The sequence below is a fragment of the Mesorhizobium sp. Arg314 genome (genome assembly GCF_053714275.1).
Window position 1 is genome coordinate 1 of the sequence record NZ_JBSKBP010000073.1, and the last position, 13,323, is coordinate 13,323.

At 58.0% G+C, this 13,323-nt stretch carries 16 protein-coding genes and 3 pseudogenes; 14 read left to right on the forward strand and 5 right to left on the reverse strand.

What is annotated here, in order from left to right:
• Window positions 1-228 precede the first annotated feature (228 nt).
• Window positions 229-434, forward strand: a pseudogene (locus ACWGS9_RS32340) (IS110 family transposase); the annotation flags it as partial.
• Between the two features lie 259 nt (window positions 435-693).
• Here ACWGS9_RS32340 and ACWGS9_RS32345 read toward each other — a convergent pair.
• A pseudogene (locus ACWGS9_RS32345) lies at window positions 694-1,097 on the reverse strand (transposase); the annotation flags it as partial.
• A gap of 10 nt (window positions 1,098-1,107) precedes the next feature.
• Here ACWGS9_RS32345 and ACWGS9_RS32350 point away from each other — a divergent pair.
• Window positions 1,108-1,203, forward strand: a pseudogene (locus ACWGS9_RS32350) (YecA family protein); the annotation flags it as partial.
• Window positions 1,204-1,279: 76 nt separating this feature from the next.
• Here the strand turns inward: ACWGS9_RS32350 and ACWGS9_RS32355 are convergent.
• Entirely contained in the window at window positions 1,280-1,417 is a 138-nt protein-coding gene (locus tag ACWGS9_RS32355; protein WP_454509045.1) for a hypothetical protein, read from the reverse strand.
• Between the two features lie 501 nt (window positions 1,418-1,918).
• On the opposite strand from ACWGS9_RS32355, the gene ACWGS9_RS32360 reads away from it, so the two are divergent.
• The 12 genes from ACWGS9_RS32360 (at window position 1,919) to ACWGS9_RS32415 (ending at window position 12,391) form a co-directional block, all read left to right on the forward strand.
• The gene (locus ACWGS9_RS32360) at window positions 1,919-2,305 is read left to right on the forward strand and encodes a TrbC/VirB2 family protein (protein ID WP_454509046.1); all 387 of its coding nucleotides are present in this window, start codon (window positions 1,919-1,921) and stop codon (window positions 2,303-2,305) included.
• Window positions 2,302-2,652 carry a VirB3 family type IV secretion system protein gene (locus tag ACWGS9_RS32365; protein WP_454509047.1) on the forward strand — a complete coding sequence of 117 codons (351 nt, stop codon included), beginning with the start codon at window positions 2,302-2,304 and terminating at the stop codon, window positions 2,650-2,652. The genes ACWGS9_RS32360 and ACWGS9_RS32365 overlap by 4 nt, the downstream gene beginning before the upstream one ends.
• Before the next feature lie 79 nt (window positions 2,653-2,731).
• Window positions 2,732-4,993, forward strand: coding sequence for a VirB4 family type IV secretion/conjugal transfer ATPase (locus tag ACWGS9_RS32370; RefSeq protein ID WP_454509048.1), 2,262 nt, complete (start codon window positions 2,732-2,734; stop codon window positions 4,991-4,993).
• A 130-nt stretch (window positions 4,994-5,123) separates the two neighbouring features.
• Window positions 5,124-5,933 carry a type IV secretion system protein gene (locus ACWGS9_RS32375; RefSeq protein WP_454509049.1) on the forward strand — a complete coding sequence of 270 codons (810 nt, stop codon included), beginning with the start codon at window positions 5,124-5,126 and terminating at the stop codon, window positions 5,931-5,933.
• 5 nt (window positions 5,934-5,938) lie between these two features.
• Window positions 5,939-7,114: a type IV secretion system protein gene (locus ACWGS9_RS32380; protein ID WP_454509050.1), complete on the forward strand. Its 1,176-nt coding sequence runs from the start codon at window positions 5,939-5,941 to the stop codon at window positions 7,112-7,114.
• Between the two features lie 28 nt (window positions 7,115-7,142).
• Window positions 7,143-7,823, forward strand: coding sequence for a VirB8 family type IV secretion system protein (locus tag ACWGS9_RS32385; protein ID WP_454509051.1), 681 nt, complete (start codon window positions 7,143-7,145; stop codon window positions 7,821-7,823).
• Window positions 7,824-7,858: 35 nt separating this feature from the next.
• The gene (locus ACWGS9_RS32390) at window positions 7,859-8,572 is read left to right on the forward strand and encodes a TrbG/VirB9 family P-type conjugative transfer protein (RefSeq protein ID WP_454509052.1); all 714 of its coding nucleotides are present in this window, start codon (window positions 7,859-7,861) and stop codon (window positions 8,570-8,572) included.
• A gap of 14 nt (window positions 8,573-8,586) precedes the next feature.
• A complete protein-coding gene (locus ACWGS9_RS32395) occupies window positions 8,587-10,002 on the forward strand; it encodes a TraB/TrbI/VirB10 family type IV secretion system protein (protein WP_454509053.1) in 1,416 nt (471 codons plus the stop codon).
• Window positions 9,999-11,000, forward strand: a complete 1,002-nt coding sequence (gene virB11, locus ACWGS9_RS32400) for a P-type DNA transfer ATPase VirB11 (RefSeq protein WP_454509054.1) — start codon at window positions 9,999-10,001, stop codon at window positions 10,998-11,000. The genes ACWGS9_RS32395 and virB11 overlap by 4 nt, the downstream gene beginning before the upstream one ends.
• A gap of 221 nt (window positions 11,001-11,221) precedes the next feature.
• Complete coding sequence (locus ACWGS9_RS32405) at window positions 11,222-11,437, forward strand: transposase (RefSeq protein WP_454509060.1); 216 nt, start codon at window positions 11,222-11,224, stop codon at window positions 11,435-11,437.
• The gene (locus tag ACWGS9_RS32410) at window positions 11,344-11,832 is read left to right on the forward strand and encodes a transposase (protein ID WP_454509055.1); all 489 of its coding nucleotides are present in this window, start codon (window positions 11,344-11,346) and stop codon (window positions 11,830-11,832) included. Before ACWGS9_RS32405 ends, ACWGS9_RS32410 begins: the two co-directional genes overlap by 94 nt.
• Before the next feature lie 64 nt (window positions 11,833-11,896).
• Window positions 11,897-12,391 carry a transposase gene (locus tag ACWGS9_RS32415; protein ID WP_454509056.1) on the forward strand — a complete coding sequence of 165 codons (495 nt, stop codon included), beginning with the start codon at window positions 11,897-11,899 and terminating at the stop codon, window positions 12,389-12,391.
• Between the two features lie 315 nt (window positions 12,392-12,706).
• Here the strand turns inward: ACWGS9_RS32415 and ACWGS9_RS32420 are convergent, their stop codons facing one another.
• The 3 genes from ACWGS9_RS32420 to ACWGS9_RS32430 form a co-directional block, all read right to left on the reverse strand.
• The gene (locus ACWGS9_RS32420) at window positions 12,707-12,940 is read right to left on the reverse strand and encodes a transposase (RefSeq protein ID WP_454509057.1); all 234 of its coding nucleotides are present in this window, start codon (window positions 12,938-12,940) and stop codon (window positions 12,707-12,709) included.
• Window positions 12,886-13,128, reverse strand: coding sequence for a transposase (locus ACWGS9_RS32425; protein WP_454509058.1), 243 nt, complete (start codon window positions 13,126-13,128; stop codon window positions 12,886-12,888). Before ACWGS9_RS32425 ends, ACWGS9_RS32420 begins: the two co-directional genes overlap by 55 nt.
• The coding region (locus ACWGS9_RS32430; RefSeq protein WP_454509059.1) for a tyrosine-type recombinase/integrase at window positions 13,085-13,323 on the reverse strand (239 nt) is incomplete at its 5' end. The genes ACWGS9_RS32425 and ACWGS9_RS32430, both read right to left, overlap by 44 nt.

The following is a 13,323-nucleotide window of genomic DNA, read 5'->3' on the forward strand; positions in this document are numbered from 1 at the left end:
CTGATCGCACCACCATAACGACCACTGCTGTCTCACGCGACGCTTCATTCCGCGGCCTTCAGCGTACGCATACGGCCCAGTGCCGATCCCGGAGAGAAGCAAGACCCGCGAAAGACATCAAGGCCCCGGCGAAGTGGAAAGCTTGAAAGCGCTTGACTTCAAAACGCCGAATAGAGAAGCGCGACAATCTGGGAGAGAAGCCGCTCTCACGTTGATTGCCGCGCCGCACTACGGCGGCTCCTTATCATCGCAGCGAGCGCCGTCGTGCGCTGGGCCAAGCGCAAAGGGGTGGCCAAAGGATCCTGGCTCGGACGGATGCTCGAGCGTAAGCCGCCCATGCTAGTGATCGTCGCACTGGCGAACAAGAATGCCCGTACGTCTGGGCACTGTTGACGAAGGGAGAAAGCTACCGAGCTCCGGCCGTACCCGCCTGAACGGGACGGACGTGAGGCCGTAGCGGCGTGAGGAGGTCAAAGGACAGGTATGGCGCAACGTCGGTGAGGCGGGATCAGGAGAACCAGGCGCATAGGGAGCGCTTCGAGCGCGTTCCAGTGATGTGGACCTGATCCTCGAACTCCCATACGGGCCCGCGGCCATGACGAGCCGCAACAGAGGCCGGACACATGGCAGCACCCGATCACGCGCAGCAGACTGCACCAAAGATTCTTCTTGCGTCCGAGGGGGCGTCCACACATGGCCATGCGGCACGCCGGCCCGGCAGCGCTCGCCGCGCGGCGCGCTTCCACGCAGGCGGGCAATCTTTGTGGAGAGGCCGGTCTCGTCGATGAACACGAGCTTCGCCGGATCGAGATCGAGCTGGCCGTGAACCAGTCCCGGCGCCGCTTCAGGACGTCGGGGCGATCCTGCTCCAGTGCGTGCGGGACTTTTTTGAATGTCCAGCCGTGGCCGCGAGGCCAAGCGCTCAAGGCGCTGCGGCTGATCCGCACCGAATGCTCGGCGATGAGCCGCTCCACCATCTCGTTCAGCGTGATGTCCTTGCGCTCCTCGATCAGCCCGACGATGAAGGCTTCATGCGCATCGAGGCTGGAGGCGCGGCGGCGGCCCTGCGGGCGTGGCGCCGCTTGCCGCGCCGACATGCCCTCGTCCGAAGCCTGGCGCGCGTTACCCCATGCCGTCGACGAAATCTACGCCCACTGCAAGCCCATGCGCTTCAACCCAAGGGCACCCGCAAACCAAGTATAATGAGGCATCAGCATGAATATCATGCCTATGCTGATGACTGCACCATATCCACGGCCCCGCAAACGCGACGAGAGCGTCAATACAAATAGCCGTGGGGCGTTCGTGCCGGATATGGTTCACCCGCACCAAGGGCTTCGGCTTCCTGACGCGCGGCGAGGAACATCTCCACTGAAGTTTGCACGAGGTCATAGCGGACGATCATGTCAGGCGTCATGCACAAGTGCCCCCTAGGTAGCGGTACGAGCGCCCCGCCCCGACCACCAGCAGAACCCGCTCGCCGACGCGCATTCAGATGGTGGGGGATCTGCTCCGGGTTGCCCCCGTGGCATCCCGGCTATGATTCGGGCAAGGGCTGGCCCGTATATGCTTACCCCGTCACCCCACCCGCTCTCCAAGCGCCGGCTTTCATGATGGGGTTCCACTGCGGTCTTACGTCAGTCCTGTCGATCTCCGGGTAGAGGTCCTCCCGAAACTACCGATGGAATAATCTTCGAAATATTACAAATGTAACCAGTTTCCCTTAGACAACTGCACCGGGTGAGCGGCAGATATGGCAACGGACGCGGGACATAAATATAGCTTTCCGAAATAGGAATTGCAGGGATTGTTTCTTACGGAAGAAGAGAGCATCGGTTTCTGTAAAATCAGGACGATGTCCAAGGAGGGGGGTATTTGAGGGGCCGGTGATGTAAGTCATAGAGACCAAGAAAACATCTTGGGTAAAAACTATATCGATGTCTCCCCGCTCAGTTGTGCCTATCGTATTAAAATCGATCCTGTAGGAGGTGATATGAAGAAACTATTCACTAAGGTTGACTGCAGCAAAGTTGTCTCCATCGCCTGTACCGCGGCGTTCGTGACCTTAATTTTTGCCACTCCGAGCGCCGCTCAGGATTTCAACGGCGTGACATCATTCCTTGGCGCGATCGTGAGCGCGATCACCGGCCCGATTGGCGTTGCAGTCTCGGCCCTGGCCGTCATCGCCGTTGGCTTTTCATTCATGACCGGTCGGATGGACTGGACCTTCGCAGTCTCAGTTATCATGGGTATCGCGATCGTCTTTGGCGCCGCCAGCTTCGTCAGTGGCCTAAAGGCACTTTGACCTCAATTCCGCGCAGCCTGTTTCTACGAGGCTGCGGGCTGGCTTGCGGTTACAATGGAGTACAGACCATTCAACGTACAACGCTTTTCACAGGCTTGACGCGAGAAGTCACCTTCGCGGGGCTGCCGATCACATACCTTGTCGTTCTCATATGTGCCGTGATGCTCGGCTTCCTCATCACCCAATCATTCATCTACCTGGTGGTGGTGGGGAGTAGCGGCTACGGCGCTTTGCGTGCCCTAGCCGCCTATGATCCAAAAATCATCGATGTCTTCATCGCAACGGTGCAAAGCACGCGGATGAGCGCCGCACTGTTGAAAGGCGAAGGACTGCTGTACCGTGCTTAAGGCGCCTCCCAGTCGGGCGATGCGACGGGGCGCTTCCCAAAGCGACCAACTGGCCAGCCAACTACCGTATCTCAGCTGCGTGGACGACGTCACCCTGATGTTGCGGGATGGCGATCTAATGGGGGCTTTTGCCGTTGAAGGCATCAATGCCGACACCATCGACAGTCAACAGACGGCGGACCTGAGTAACGCGTTTTCTCGCTTCATTGCGCAGCAGCGCGGTAGCGTGGGGTACTACGTTCACCGTATATCCGTTGCAGCTCGGCCCAACATGCGACCGGTCAAAGGAGATGCGTTCAACGAGGAGATTGACCGGCGCTGGCAACGTTATCTTGAGACCATTGGGCTGCGCGATCGTGTCACAACAATCACTGTGGTGATCCGACCGCCGAAAAAGCTCACCAAACTCGTTAATATGTTTGGCAAAAAGGAAACTCACAGTCGCGACGAGGTCGCCGCGCGTGCGCTCCGCCTCGATCAGATGATCAGAACCTGCATGGTCAGTCTAAGTGAGGCAAGGCCTCGTCGCCTCACCGTCTCAGATGGCCAATGGCTCGGCATGTTGCGCACGCTGATCGACGGATCAAGTGGGCGTCTGATTGCGGGCAAGAAGTTTGTCCCGGTCGCTGATCTCCTGGCAAACTCGATGATCACGTTCCGCGGCAGGGTCTTCGAATGCGACAATCCCAACCCCGGGCTCAAGCGCTACGGCACCGTCATCTCGGTAAAGAACTATCCGACCGAGACCTATCCCGGAATCCTCGACAGGCTCAATCTACCCTATGATATCGTCGTCTCGCAGAGCTTTACACCAATCGATAACATCACCGCCCAAGGTAAGATCGCTCGTGTGCGCAAACAGATGAAGGCGGCAGAGGATGCGGCCGTCTCTCTGATGGCACAGCTTGAAGAGGCTGAGGACGATGTTGCATCCGGTCGCGTCGTTTTTGGCGACCATCATTGCAGCATCGCTGTATTTTGTGAAACTCTGGAGGAGCTTGAGGAAGCCTTGGCGTATATCACGCGCGCTATGCAGGACGCGGGTGCTGCAATCGTACGTGAGAGCTTCTCCGCCCGCGCCGTGTATTTTGCGCAGCATCCAGGGAACTTCAGCTACCGCACACGAGCCGCAATGATCTCCTCTCAGAACTTTGCAGAACTTTGCGCCATGCACGGATTGCCGAAAGGCAACTCACCGGAGCGATGTCCTTGGGGCGACTGCGTGACAATCTTCCCGACAGCGAGCGGCGAGATGTTTCGTTTCAACTTCCACTTACCAGGCAAGCCAAGCCAGCGTACGGTCGGTCACACGTTAGTGCTTGGCCAAACCGGGTCGGGCAAGACGCTCGGTGTTGCCTTTCTGCTTAGTCAGGCTCAACGGCTTGGCGCTCGCACTATAATCTTTGACAAGGACAATGGGTTCGAGATGGCGGTCCGCGCCATGGGCGGAACGTATTCCTCCGTGCGTATGGGGCAGGATACGGGGTTCAACCCAATGCGGGCGGAGGCAGACAGCCGCGGCGCAGCGTGGCTGTCTGATTGGCTGATGGCATTGGCCGCCAATGAGGGCGGACGACTAAATCCAATCCAAGTTCAGGCACTCAACGATGCCGTTCAGGCCAACGCAACGGCCGACCCCCGCCTTCAGAATTTCGAACAGTTCCGCAGCCAGTTGCGTGCAACGGACGACGATGGGGACCTCCATAACCGACTTGGCCGGTGGGACGAAACTGGCCAGTTCGGTTGGCTGTTCGGCGGCAAGGAAGTCGATCCGCTCGCATTCGACAGTCGGGTCACAGCATTCGACCTCACAGAAATTTTCGACAACAACACCATCCGCACAGCGTGGCTGAGCTATATTTTCCGGCGCGTGGAGCGGCTGGTAGAAGACGAGGTTCCAACTCTGCTCGTCCTTGATGAAGCCTGGAAACTGCTCGACGATTCGTACTTCGAACTGCGCCTCAAGGACTGGATGCTAACAATGCGCAAGAAAAACGTTGCGGTTGTTCTCCTGACCCAGCGTGTGTCGCATATCATCAACAGCGCCGCCGGCGACGCGATTTTGGAGAGCGCCGTCACGCGTCTGATCTACCCCAGCTCCTACAATACCGAAGCCGAACTCGCGCCGCTCGACCTGACGCCGACGGAGAGCGCGTTCCTTCAGACAAGTAATGTCGATAATCATCTCGTGCTGTTGAAGTCGGGCGGTGACAGCGTCGTTCTTGATTTCGCGCTCGGGCCGATTGGTAAGGGGATCGACGTTCTCGGAGGCGGGCGCGGGCAAAACGCGCCTGCGGAATGGCGCAATGCGCCGAATTTTCAAATGGAGATGCTGAAATGAGGAGGTCCCTGATCTTTCTCACATTGATACTCGTCTCCCTTGCCGCCTGCCAATCCGTCCCTGCGACGCGGGAGAACAATTGCGTCTGCACCTGGGAAACCCTTGATCCTCAAGCCGAAGGAACCGTCACATGAAAGCTCTTTTCCAGGCTGTGGCTGGCCTTCTGCTCGGGACCGGCCTGCTGCTTCACGAGGCTTACGCCCAAGAAACCAGGATCGCGCCAGTGCCCCTGTCTCCTATCGCGGCGGCGCCGGACGGCGCGCAGGCAAGCTACGACCAGAACGCTGTCGAGCTGCTGACATATATCGTTGAGCTGTCCCCCCTGATGGGCGGGGGCACTACGCAATTGCTCACGTCGGCGCACGTAGTTGAAAAGCTGCTGAGCCGGATCCAGGATGCGGCTCAAGCGCAGCTTGCTGCCATATCTGGCCCAAAGCCCTTCCCGCAGAACAACGGCGAGGCAGACGTTGCGGCACGCAAAGGAGGGCAAGGGCCCTGGGAAATGGCTAACGCGGCCTTGAACGCAGAGACGGTTGGCTCCGATGGCATTCAGGCAGCGCTTATCAAAATTCGCAAGCTCTACCGCTTGGACGACGCATTTGCATTACGCAACGACAAGCTCCTCAGCAACGTCATTATCGCTCATTCAGCGGCTCAAGGCGCTGTCGCTGCGTCTGCCGCGGAGGACTCCTACAGGCGCGCCAACGACAGCATGGGCAGGCTAAATGATTATGTCACAGCGCTCGGCGCCAGTAGTGACTTGAAGACCAGCGTCGACATCAACACACGCGTGATGATCGAAGTAGCGCAGCAGCTCAACGAAACGCTTCGCACCCAAGCGGCGATCGCCTCGGTGGCAGGAACCTACCTTATGTCGGTGGGCGCCGAGGCGGCCGAGCCGGACACGATCAAAAACCTGTTTGATAAGTTTGACAGGTAATCATCATGGGTATCATTTCAACAATTGCCCACACGATTGACGGCGCCCTCGTCAATTATGCGGAGACAATTTTCGTTGGAGTGGCTGCCCCGATCAGGAAGTTGCTTTCCGGTGTAGCGCTGATTGCGCTGTTATTCACCGCGCTGAATCACATAACGCAATTCCGACCGGTAAATTACTCAATATACCTGCTGTGGGGGGGCCGGTATATACTGATATACTCCTTCGCGACCATGTGGGTGAATTTCCATGGCATTTATACGATCCTGGTGGAAGTGCCAGGCGACTACACAGCCATCATGCTACGCGTGGCGGCAAAGCAAATCCCAACAAACAATAAGAATGTAATCGATCCTGACCGAATAACGGACACGTATTCTGCAATGGACCAGTTCACCCACGCGATTTTAACCATCAGCGAAGGCTACCTTTCGGATATTCCGATCTTCAAGGTCGGGAAGGCACTCCGGAACATCTTTATGGGTGGTCTCATTCTGGTCATTGGAGCGTTTTTTACCGCCGCATGCGCTATTAGTGTACTGATTGCAAAGGTAGGCTTCGCTGTGGCGATCAGCCTTGCGCCTCTGGCCATTATCATGCTGATGATGCCGCAAACTAGGCAACATTTCGAGAGCTGGACGCGTTTCACGATGGGCTTCGTCATTATCCCATTGCTCACCAGCGCATTGATGACTGTTGTGCTGTACGTCGCCGCCCAAATCCTGGCGAACGACGAGGGCGGGTTCGAGTTTCCTATAATCATGATCGCCGTGACGGTTCTCCTGTTCATGCTCCCGACGATGGCAAGCACGCTCGCCTCTGCATCGGTTGCCGCCGTCGGTGCGGGCGCAGTGGGTTCCGTAGCTGCCATGGCTAAAGGTGCTCACAACAAGGTTCGCGCCTCAAACCGGTGGTTGGCAGATGGCGTAATGGCGGCAAGCACCGCGCGTGGCGCCGGCGCTTCGGTGGGCGGGGCGGCGATGTCGGCGGTAAGATCGATGCATCAAAGCGCACATGTCCGGAGGCAGCGTTGGGATGATTTTCTTGCTCGGGGCATGATCGGACATTCCTCGCCGAAATCGGATGGCCGGGGAGCTGCTGCCGAGAGCTCTTCCGGTGGCGCGTCACGCTCGAATGCCAATGGCGCCTTGTCACCCGAACAGACCAATCTCTACCGCTGACGCAGGCGCACCAGAATAGGAGAAACGCGTGGCTGACCAAGCAACGCAGCATGCATTCGAAGACGAGCTTTTTTTCAGCCTTCGCGAGCAGCGCAACAATTGGGCAAGGATCGCAGTTTGTGCCATCGCCGCTAGCCTTTTGTCGCTGGCAGCCCTCGTCATCGTGCTGCCGCTCAAGGAAACCAAGCCGTACGTGGTAATGGTCGACAAAACCACTGGCGAAGCTGAAAAGATCGTCCAGGTTCGGCCTGTCTCGCTCGAACAGAAGGAGGCAGTACTTCAGGCAGAGCTCGTTTCCTATGTCGTCGACCGCGAAACCTACGATCCAGCTGATAACAGCACCCGAATTCCAGATGTCATGGCGCGTTCATCTGACAACGCCGCGGAAACTCTGGCGCAGACCTGGCGCTCGGATTCGCCCCAATATCCGCCCACAGTTTACGGCAACGAGGTTCGGGTGCGTGTTGTGGTCAAATCTATCTCCCTGACCCCTTCGGACCGGCCCGGCGCCGCGGATCTTGCTCGAGTGCGCGTCATCAAGCATCGAGAAGAAAAGGGGCGCGACACTGTCGAGCGCAGTTATATTGTCACCGTCGGTTACCAGTTCAAACCACAGGTCAATGCCACATTGGAGTCCGTGTGGAAAAACCCGCTTGGCTTCAACGTTGTGGCTTACCGGATCGACGCGGAAACCGCCATCGATAATTGAAAAGTATTTGGCGAAAAATGCTTAAGAGCTTATCATTGTCAATTATCATCGGCACAATGTTGGTGACGCCCGTCATGGCTGAGCAATCTCCTGTAGGATTTGCCTCAGATGCACGGATAAAACGTTACGTATATGACGAGCACAACGTATACAAGCTTAACCTATATTTGAAATCGGTCACAGCAATCCAATTTGACCCCGGGGAAAAAGTCGAATCGATCCTCATCGGCGACAGCGCATCTTGGCAAGTGATCAAGCTGAAGATGGGCAATGTGGTGAGCTTGAAACCCATTATCGACCAAGCCCTGACAAATATGACAATCTACACCGACCAGCGCGTTTACACATTCGAGCTACGATCAGTCGGCGAGATAAAGGCGGGCATGAAGGCGGGTGCCGCGCAAGCGTTCCGGATCATCTTCACCTATCCAGACCAGTCCAGGGCCTCGGACAAGAGCCTGGCCCGTGGCGGACCAATAAATCACGACTACTTGGTCGCGGGCCATGCCCGGTTCCGTCCTCTCGTGGTGACAGACAATACATTGCAGACAACTTTCGTCCTGCCCAAGGGCGCACCCCGGCCCGCAATCTTCAGCGTCGGCAATCATCGGGAGGAAAAGCTGGTCAATTCGCGCACTGAGGACGACCGTGTCATCGTCGACGGGACCAGCGACCATTGGGTGATGCGGATCGGCGACGAGGCTGTTTGTGTCGGCAAGACAAACGCCGTGCAATCGCAAAACAAGTGAGAAAGGATTGGGACGTGCCCGACAAGTCGAGCGATGTTGACACTCGACAAGATCGCCTTGCTGGCGACACAGTGGTTGATGCCTCTGTCGATGTGGACCGCGAAAAACGCGTTGAGGAACGCCGAGCTCGCCACATTGCTCAATCTCGGCGTCGAAGTGTCGGCCGGGTTGTGCTCGCCGGCATGTTGCTGGTCGGCATGGCCGTTGCTTGTGCCATCGCTGTTGGACCCGCACGAGCGCTGAAGGCGGTCGGGTTTGGCGGCGAGGATGAACAGGAAACTTCGCAGGTTGATTTGGAGGTCAACCGCGTGATTGCGAACGAACAGCGGCTTGATTTTCCAGCTCCTGCGGCGGCCGAGGCAAAGCCCAGTCCCAACGCTGAAACAACCAAGCAGTTCGAAGAACTGCGCAAGGAAATCGATGCCATCGCCAGGGCCAACAAGGGCCCGGACATTTCGCTTTCTGATGTCCAGAAACTGCTCGAGCGGTACAACAATGACATGACGCAGAGGCTCCAAGACGAGCGCGAGAAGGGGAACCTTGAAGACGCACGTCTGCGTGCCGAAGCGTTGCGTTTGGAAGAAGAGCGCGCACGTTCCGGGGAGGTCGCCAAGCTCGACGTCGAGAGGCGCCGTCAACTGGACGACATCGCCACCCGACAACGGGAATCGACAGGCGTTGTCGTAGATGAATCAGAGGCGGGCGTAGCATCAGCCGCTGGTGCGCGACAACTGCCCGAAGACCTGAGCGCGAACGATCGTTTTCTAGCCTCTTCCGCCGGCTCGGAGGTAAAAACGACGGTGTCTCGTGCTCTCCCTGCTCCTTCACATACAGTTGTGCAGGGCACCATAATCTCCGCCGTGCTTGAAACAGCAATTGATACAGAACTGCCCGGAAATATCCGCGCCCAGGTCATCGAACCGGTCTTCTCCTTTGACGGTTCTCGCATTCTGCTGCCGGCGGGGACGAGCCTGATCGGCACCTTCAGTGATCGAGTGGATGTTGAGCAAAGACGCGTGCTCATCGCCTGGAACCGAGCAGTCACTCCCGATGGCCAATCGATTGCCCTCGGCTCAACAGGCGCGGACCTCCTTGGTCGCGCCGGCACCGAAGGCAACGTGGACAACCGCTATGTTAAAAAAATAGGTGCAGCTGTCCTCATCAGCGCTATAACCGCTCTGCCCTCGATCATTCCTGGCCTGACCAGCGGCAACAGGTCCTCCAGCGGAGGTGGCGCGACCATCAACATTGGGGGTGCCGGATCTGGAAACACCAATTCTGGTGGCGAGACTGCGTCTAAGATCGCTGGGGCACTCAGCGACCAAGGTGAAGGTGTGTTGGACAAATACCTCTCCCTCCCTCCCATCGTTCGTATCCCTCAGGGCGAGGAAATCCGAGTCTTTGTCAATCAGGATCTCATTATCCGATGAATGACCACCAGCCCAGTAGCGACATTTCATATGTGGAGCAGTACTTGGGCCCGCTTCGAGACTACCTGGTCAATGACGATATCAACGAATTGTCGATCAATCCGAACGGGTCCATTTTCGTCGAGGCGGCCGGAGCGCTGCACATGCAGGAGGTCGACGTGGTCTTGCCGCCTCGTGCCATCAAGCGGCTTGGAGCGCAACTGGCAGGAGAGACCCGCAACACCCTTGGGCCGTATCATCCGATCGTCTCCGGTCGAGTCGTGGTTTGGGGGAATTCGCTGCGTGTGCAGGTCGTTGTCGAACCCGCGGTCGAAGTGGGCGTGTCGCTGTCCATCCGCAAATATCTGAAGCGGACTTTGGACAGCGCCAAGATAGACTTCATCGACGGCGGGCAGATCACAGTGGATGCCGACCGCCGCGAGCGTCACCGGGCAATTATGGAAATGGCACGCGTGGGCAATTTGCATGATCTGTTTCGACAGGTGATCGACGAGCGATTCAACATTCTCATTTCGGGCGGCACCTCCTCTGGCAAGACGACGGTCGCGCGCGCCTTGCTGGCCATGTCAGACCCTGCCGAGCGGATCGTTACCATCGAAGATGCACAGGAGCTTAACCCGCCACACAAGAACCAAGTGGGGCTAATCGCAGACCGTAACGAGAGTTCCGCCCGCCGCCCATCGAGACTCTTGGAAAGCTGTTTGCGAATGCGCCCTGATCGCATCATCCTCGGAGAAATCCGCGGCATCGAGGCTTTTGATTTCTTAGAGGCAATCAACACCGGCCACCCGGGTTCGATATCAACTATCCACGCAGACAGTCCCGAACTTGCTTTCGACAGGCTGGCACTCATGGTGATGCGCTCTGGCGTGCAGATGTCCCATTCCGAGATTGCCAACTATGCAAAAAAGACGATTGACCTGGTGATTCAGGTGGGCCGCCGGCAAGGCAGGCGTGGCGTATTGGAAATCCACCTGCCCTCGCAGAACATGCACTAATGAGACGTGTGCGCGGGTGTCTGGGCCGGCGGGCCAATTTATGATTCTCTCAATCGGAACAATGGATGGAGGGATGCGATGTCACGTCGGCGCATTGGTCATCGTCTTTGGATGCGCTTGCCAAGCTGATTGACTGGGTGCCGATCGATCAGGCAATTGGTGTGATTTCCTGCTCTGCGAAGGGCGAGCCTGCCTGGCCGCCAATGGCCCTGTTCAAGGCGATGCTGCTGTCGAACTGGTACGACTTGTCCGACGTCAAGCTTGCTGAGGCGCTGGACGACAGAGGATCGTTCCGACGGTTCTGCGGGTTCTCGGCTTCAGAGCCGACACCTGAGCGAACGGCTTGCGTTTTCGCAAGGCCTTTGTGGCACAGGGTCTGGACAAGCCTCTGTTCGACGCGATCACCCGCCAGCTCAAGGCCAAGGCGATCCAGGTGAAGACCGGCACGCTCGTCGACGCGACGATTATCGCCTTGGCCAGCGAGGATGATGAAGAGGGCCATTGGGTCAAGCACAAAGACAAACCAGCCGTTCATGGCTTCAAGGCCCATGTTGGCGCCGACGCCGATACGGCGCTTGTGGAGGAGATCGCCATCAGGCCCGCCAACATCAATGCCGGCAAGGCCGGTCCTGATGCGCTTCCCGATGATCCGGGTGAGGTGTTTGACGACAGTGCCTATCGCGGCAATCATTTCGGCGACGCGGTGCGCGCCAAGGGTGGAACGCCACGCATCGTCGCCACCGGTATGTGGGGACGGGACGAAGCTGAAACACTGGCGCGCCTTGAGGCCTGGAACCAACCGATCCACCATTCGTGGTATCCGTACGATTAAGGCCGCCTAGTGATGGCTACCTCGCGTCGCTAATGTCCGCTTAAATTTAATGGACATTAGCGGCATGAAATATCTGGCGATGGAGACGCCGTCGACAGCGGAAGTTGACAAGACCGCAGCTCTGCCGTTGCCGGCGGGTGGGGATCGAAAGCGAGTTCGCCGTTCCTGGACGGTCGAGCAGAAACTGGCGATCGTACGCGAGGTGGAGGAGACCGGTGATCCGGTAGCGGCTGTGGCTCGGCGTCACGACATGAACGCGAATTACTTGTTCATCCTGAAGAAGCAAGCCCGTGAAGGGAGGCTGGGTGGCCGACCCAACCCACTGTCGACCGAGACCTCTGCGACCGCCTTCATCGACTTGGGTGTGATCAGTCCTGGCGGGCAGGATGTCGAGCCGGAAGGGTCTGCTGCTGCGCACCGTCACGGTGAAGTCCCGGCTACGACCGGCCAGGCGGTACCTGCTGGCGGCCGAATGGAAATTGTCGGAGCCATTCGTGGTCGGATCGAGAAAATCTTCGGCACATGGAAACGAAGCTACGGCCTTCGCCGAATGCGATGACGCGGGCTTGCAAAGGCAGGCGTTCAAATTCGCCTCACTGCCATCGCCTACAATATGAAACGCAGCTTGAATCGCTATGGGCGGATAGCGGGCAAGACCACCACTGGCGTGACGCTGTTGAACAAAGGAGGAGACAGGACATTTAGACGACGGCTGGCATACTCTTATGCGCGGGTTGGGTACGCATTTCCGTATGTTCGTCTGGGGCTGCCTCGGTGTGAATTCTCCACCGCCTAGAATAAAAGGGCGGTGGCTTCAGGTTACGGCTTAAAGCCGGATCGGTCCGCCCGTTGGCGGACAGGGCGCCAACTCACGTCACGTTGAAGTTGTCGTCAGGCTCCGGCGGCGTCTGGTTCTTGATATACTCAACCCAATCTCGTCGGTAACGTTCCCGCTCGCCGCCGCCCAATAGCCCCTCGCCCACAGGTGCTGGCCGCAGTAGCGCTTGCGCAAAATCCCGAACTCGCTCAGCAGCTTGTGCGAACTGCGCCCCTTCAAGTATTGCACCGCGCGCGATACCGACAGGCCCGGCGGGATCGACACCAGCATATGCACGTGGTCTCGGTGATCGACCCGGCATGCACCACCATTTCATGCGCTTGCGCCGTCTCGCGCAGCAACTCACGGCACCGATTTCCAACGTCCCCGCCAAGCACCGCATAACGGTACTTCGTCACCCAAACCAGGTGATACTTACAGTCCCAAACCGTATGGCTGCCGCGCTTGTACGCTTCCATCCACACAATCTATATCGCAAAATCCCCGCCGCCCCATCCTGCCGCCTAAAGGCGTCGCGAGGCTCCTGTGACCGAGTAGCAGTTGAATGGTGTGCACATCGGCACCGGCCTCCAACAAATGGACGGCGAAGGCGTGCCGCAAGCTGTGCGGCGTGACCGGCTTGGACAAGCCGGAGAGGTCGCCCGCTTTCGCGC

Excerpts from the sequence above, each read along its gene's own strand:
- ACWGS9_RS32355 (WP_454509045.1), bottom strand. The coding sequence starts at position 1,417 with ATGACGCCTGACATGATCGTCCGCTATGACCTCGTGCAAACTTCAGTG.
- ACWGS9_RS32375 (WP_454509049.1), top strand. The coding sequence starts at position 5,124 with ATGAAAGCTCTTTTCCAGGCTGTGGCTGGCCTTCTGCTCGGGACCGGC.
- ACWGS9_RS32380 (WP_454509050.1), top strand. The coding sequence starts at position 5,939 with ATGGGTATCATTTCAACAATTGCCCACACGATTGACGGCGCCCTCGTC.
- virB11 (WP_454509054.1), top strand. The coding sequence starts at position 9,999 with ATGAATGACCACCAGCCCAGTAGCGACATTTCATATGTGGAGCAGTAC.
- ACWGS9_RS32405 (WP_454509060.1), top strand. The coding sequence starts at position 11,222 with ATGCTGCTGTCGAACTGGTACGACTTGTCCGACGTCAAGCTTGCTGAG.
- ACWGS9_RS32415 (WP_454509056.1), top strand. The coding sequence starts at position 11,897 with ATGAAATATCTGGCGATGGAGACGCCGTCGACAGCGGAAGTTGACAAG.
- ACWGS9_RS32420 (WP_454509057.1), bottom strand. The coding sequence starts at position 12,940 with ATGCTGGTGTCGATCCCGCCGGGCCTGTCGGTATCGCGCGCGGTGCAA.
- ACWGS9_RS32425 (WP_454509058.1), bottom strand. The coding sequence starts at position 13,128 with ATGGAAGCGTACAAGCGCGGCAGCCATACGGTTTGGGACTGTAAGTAT.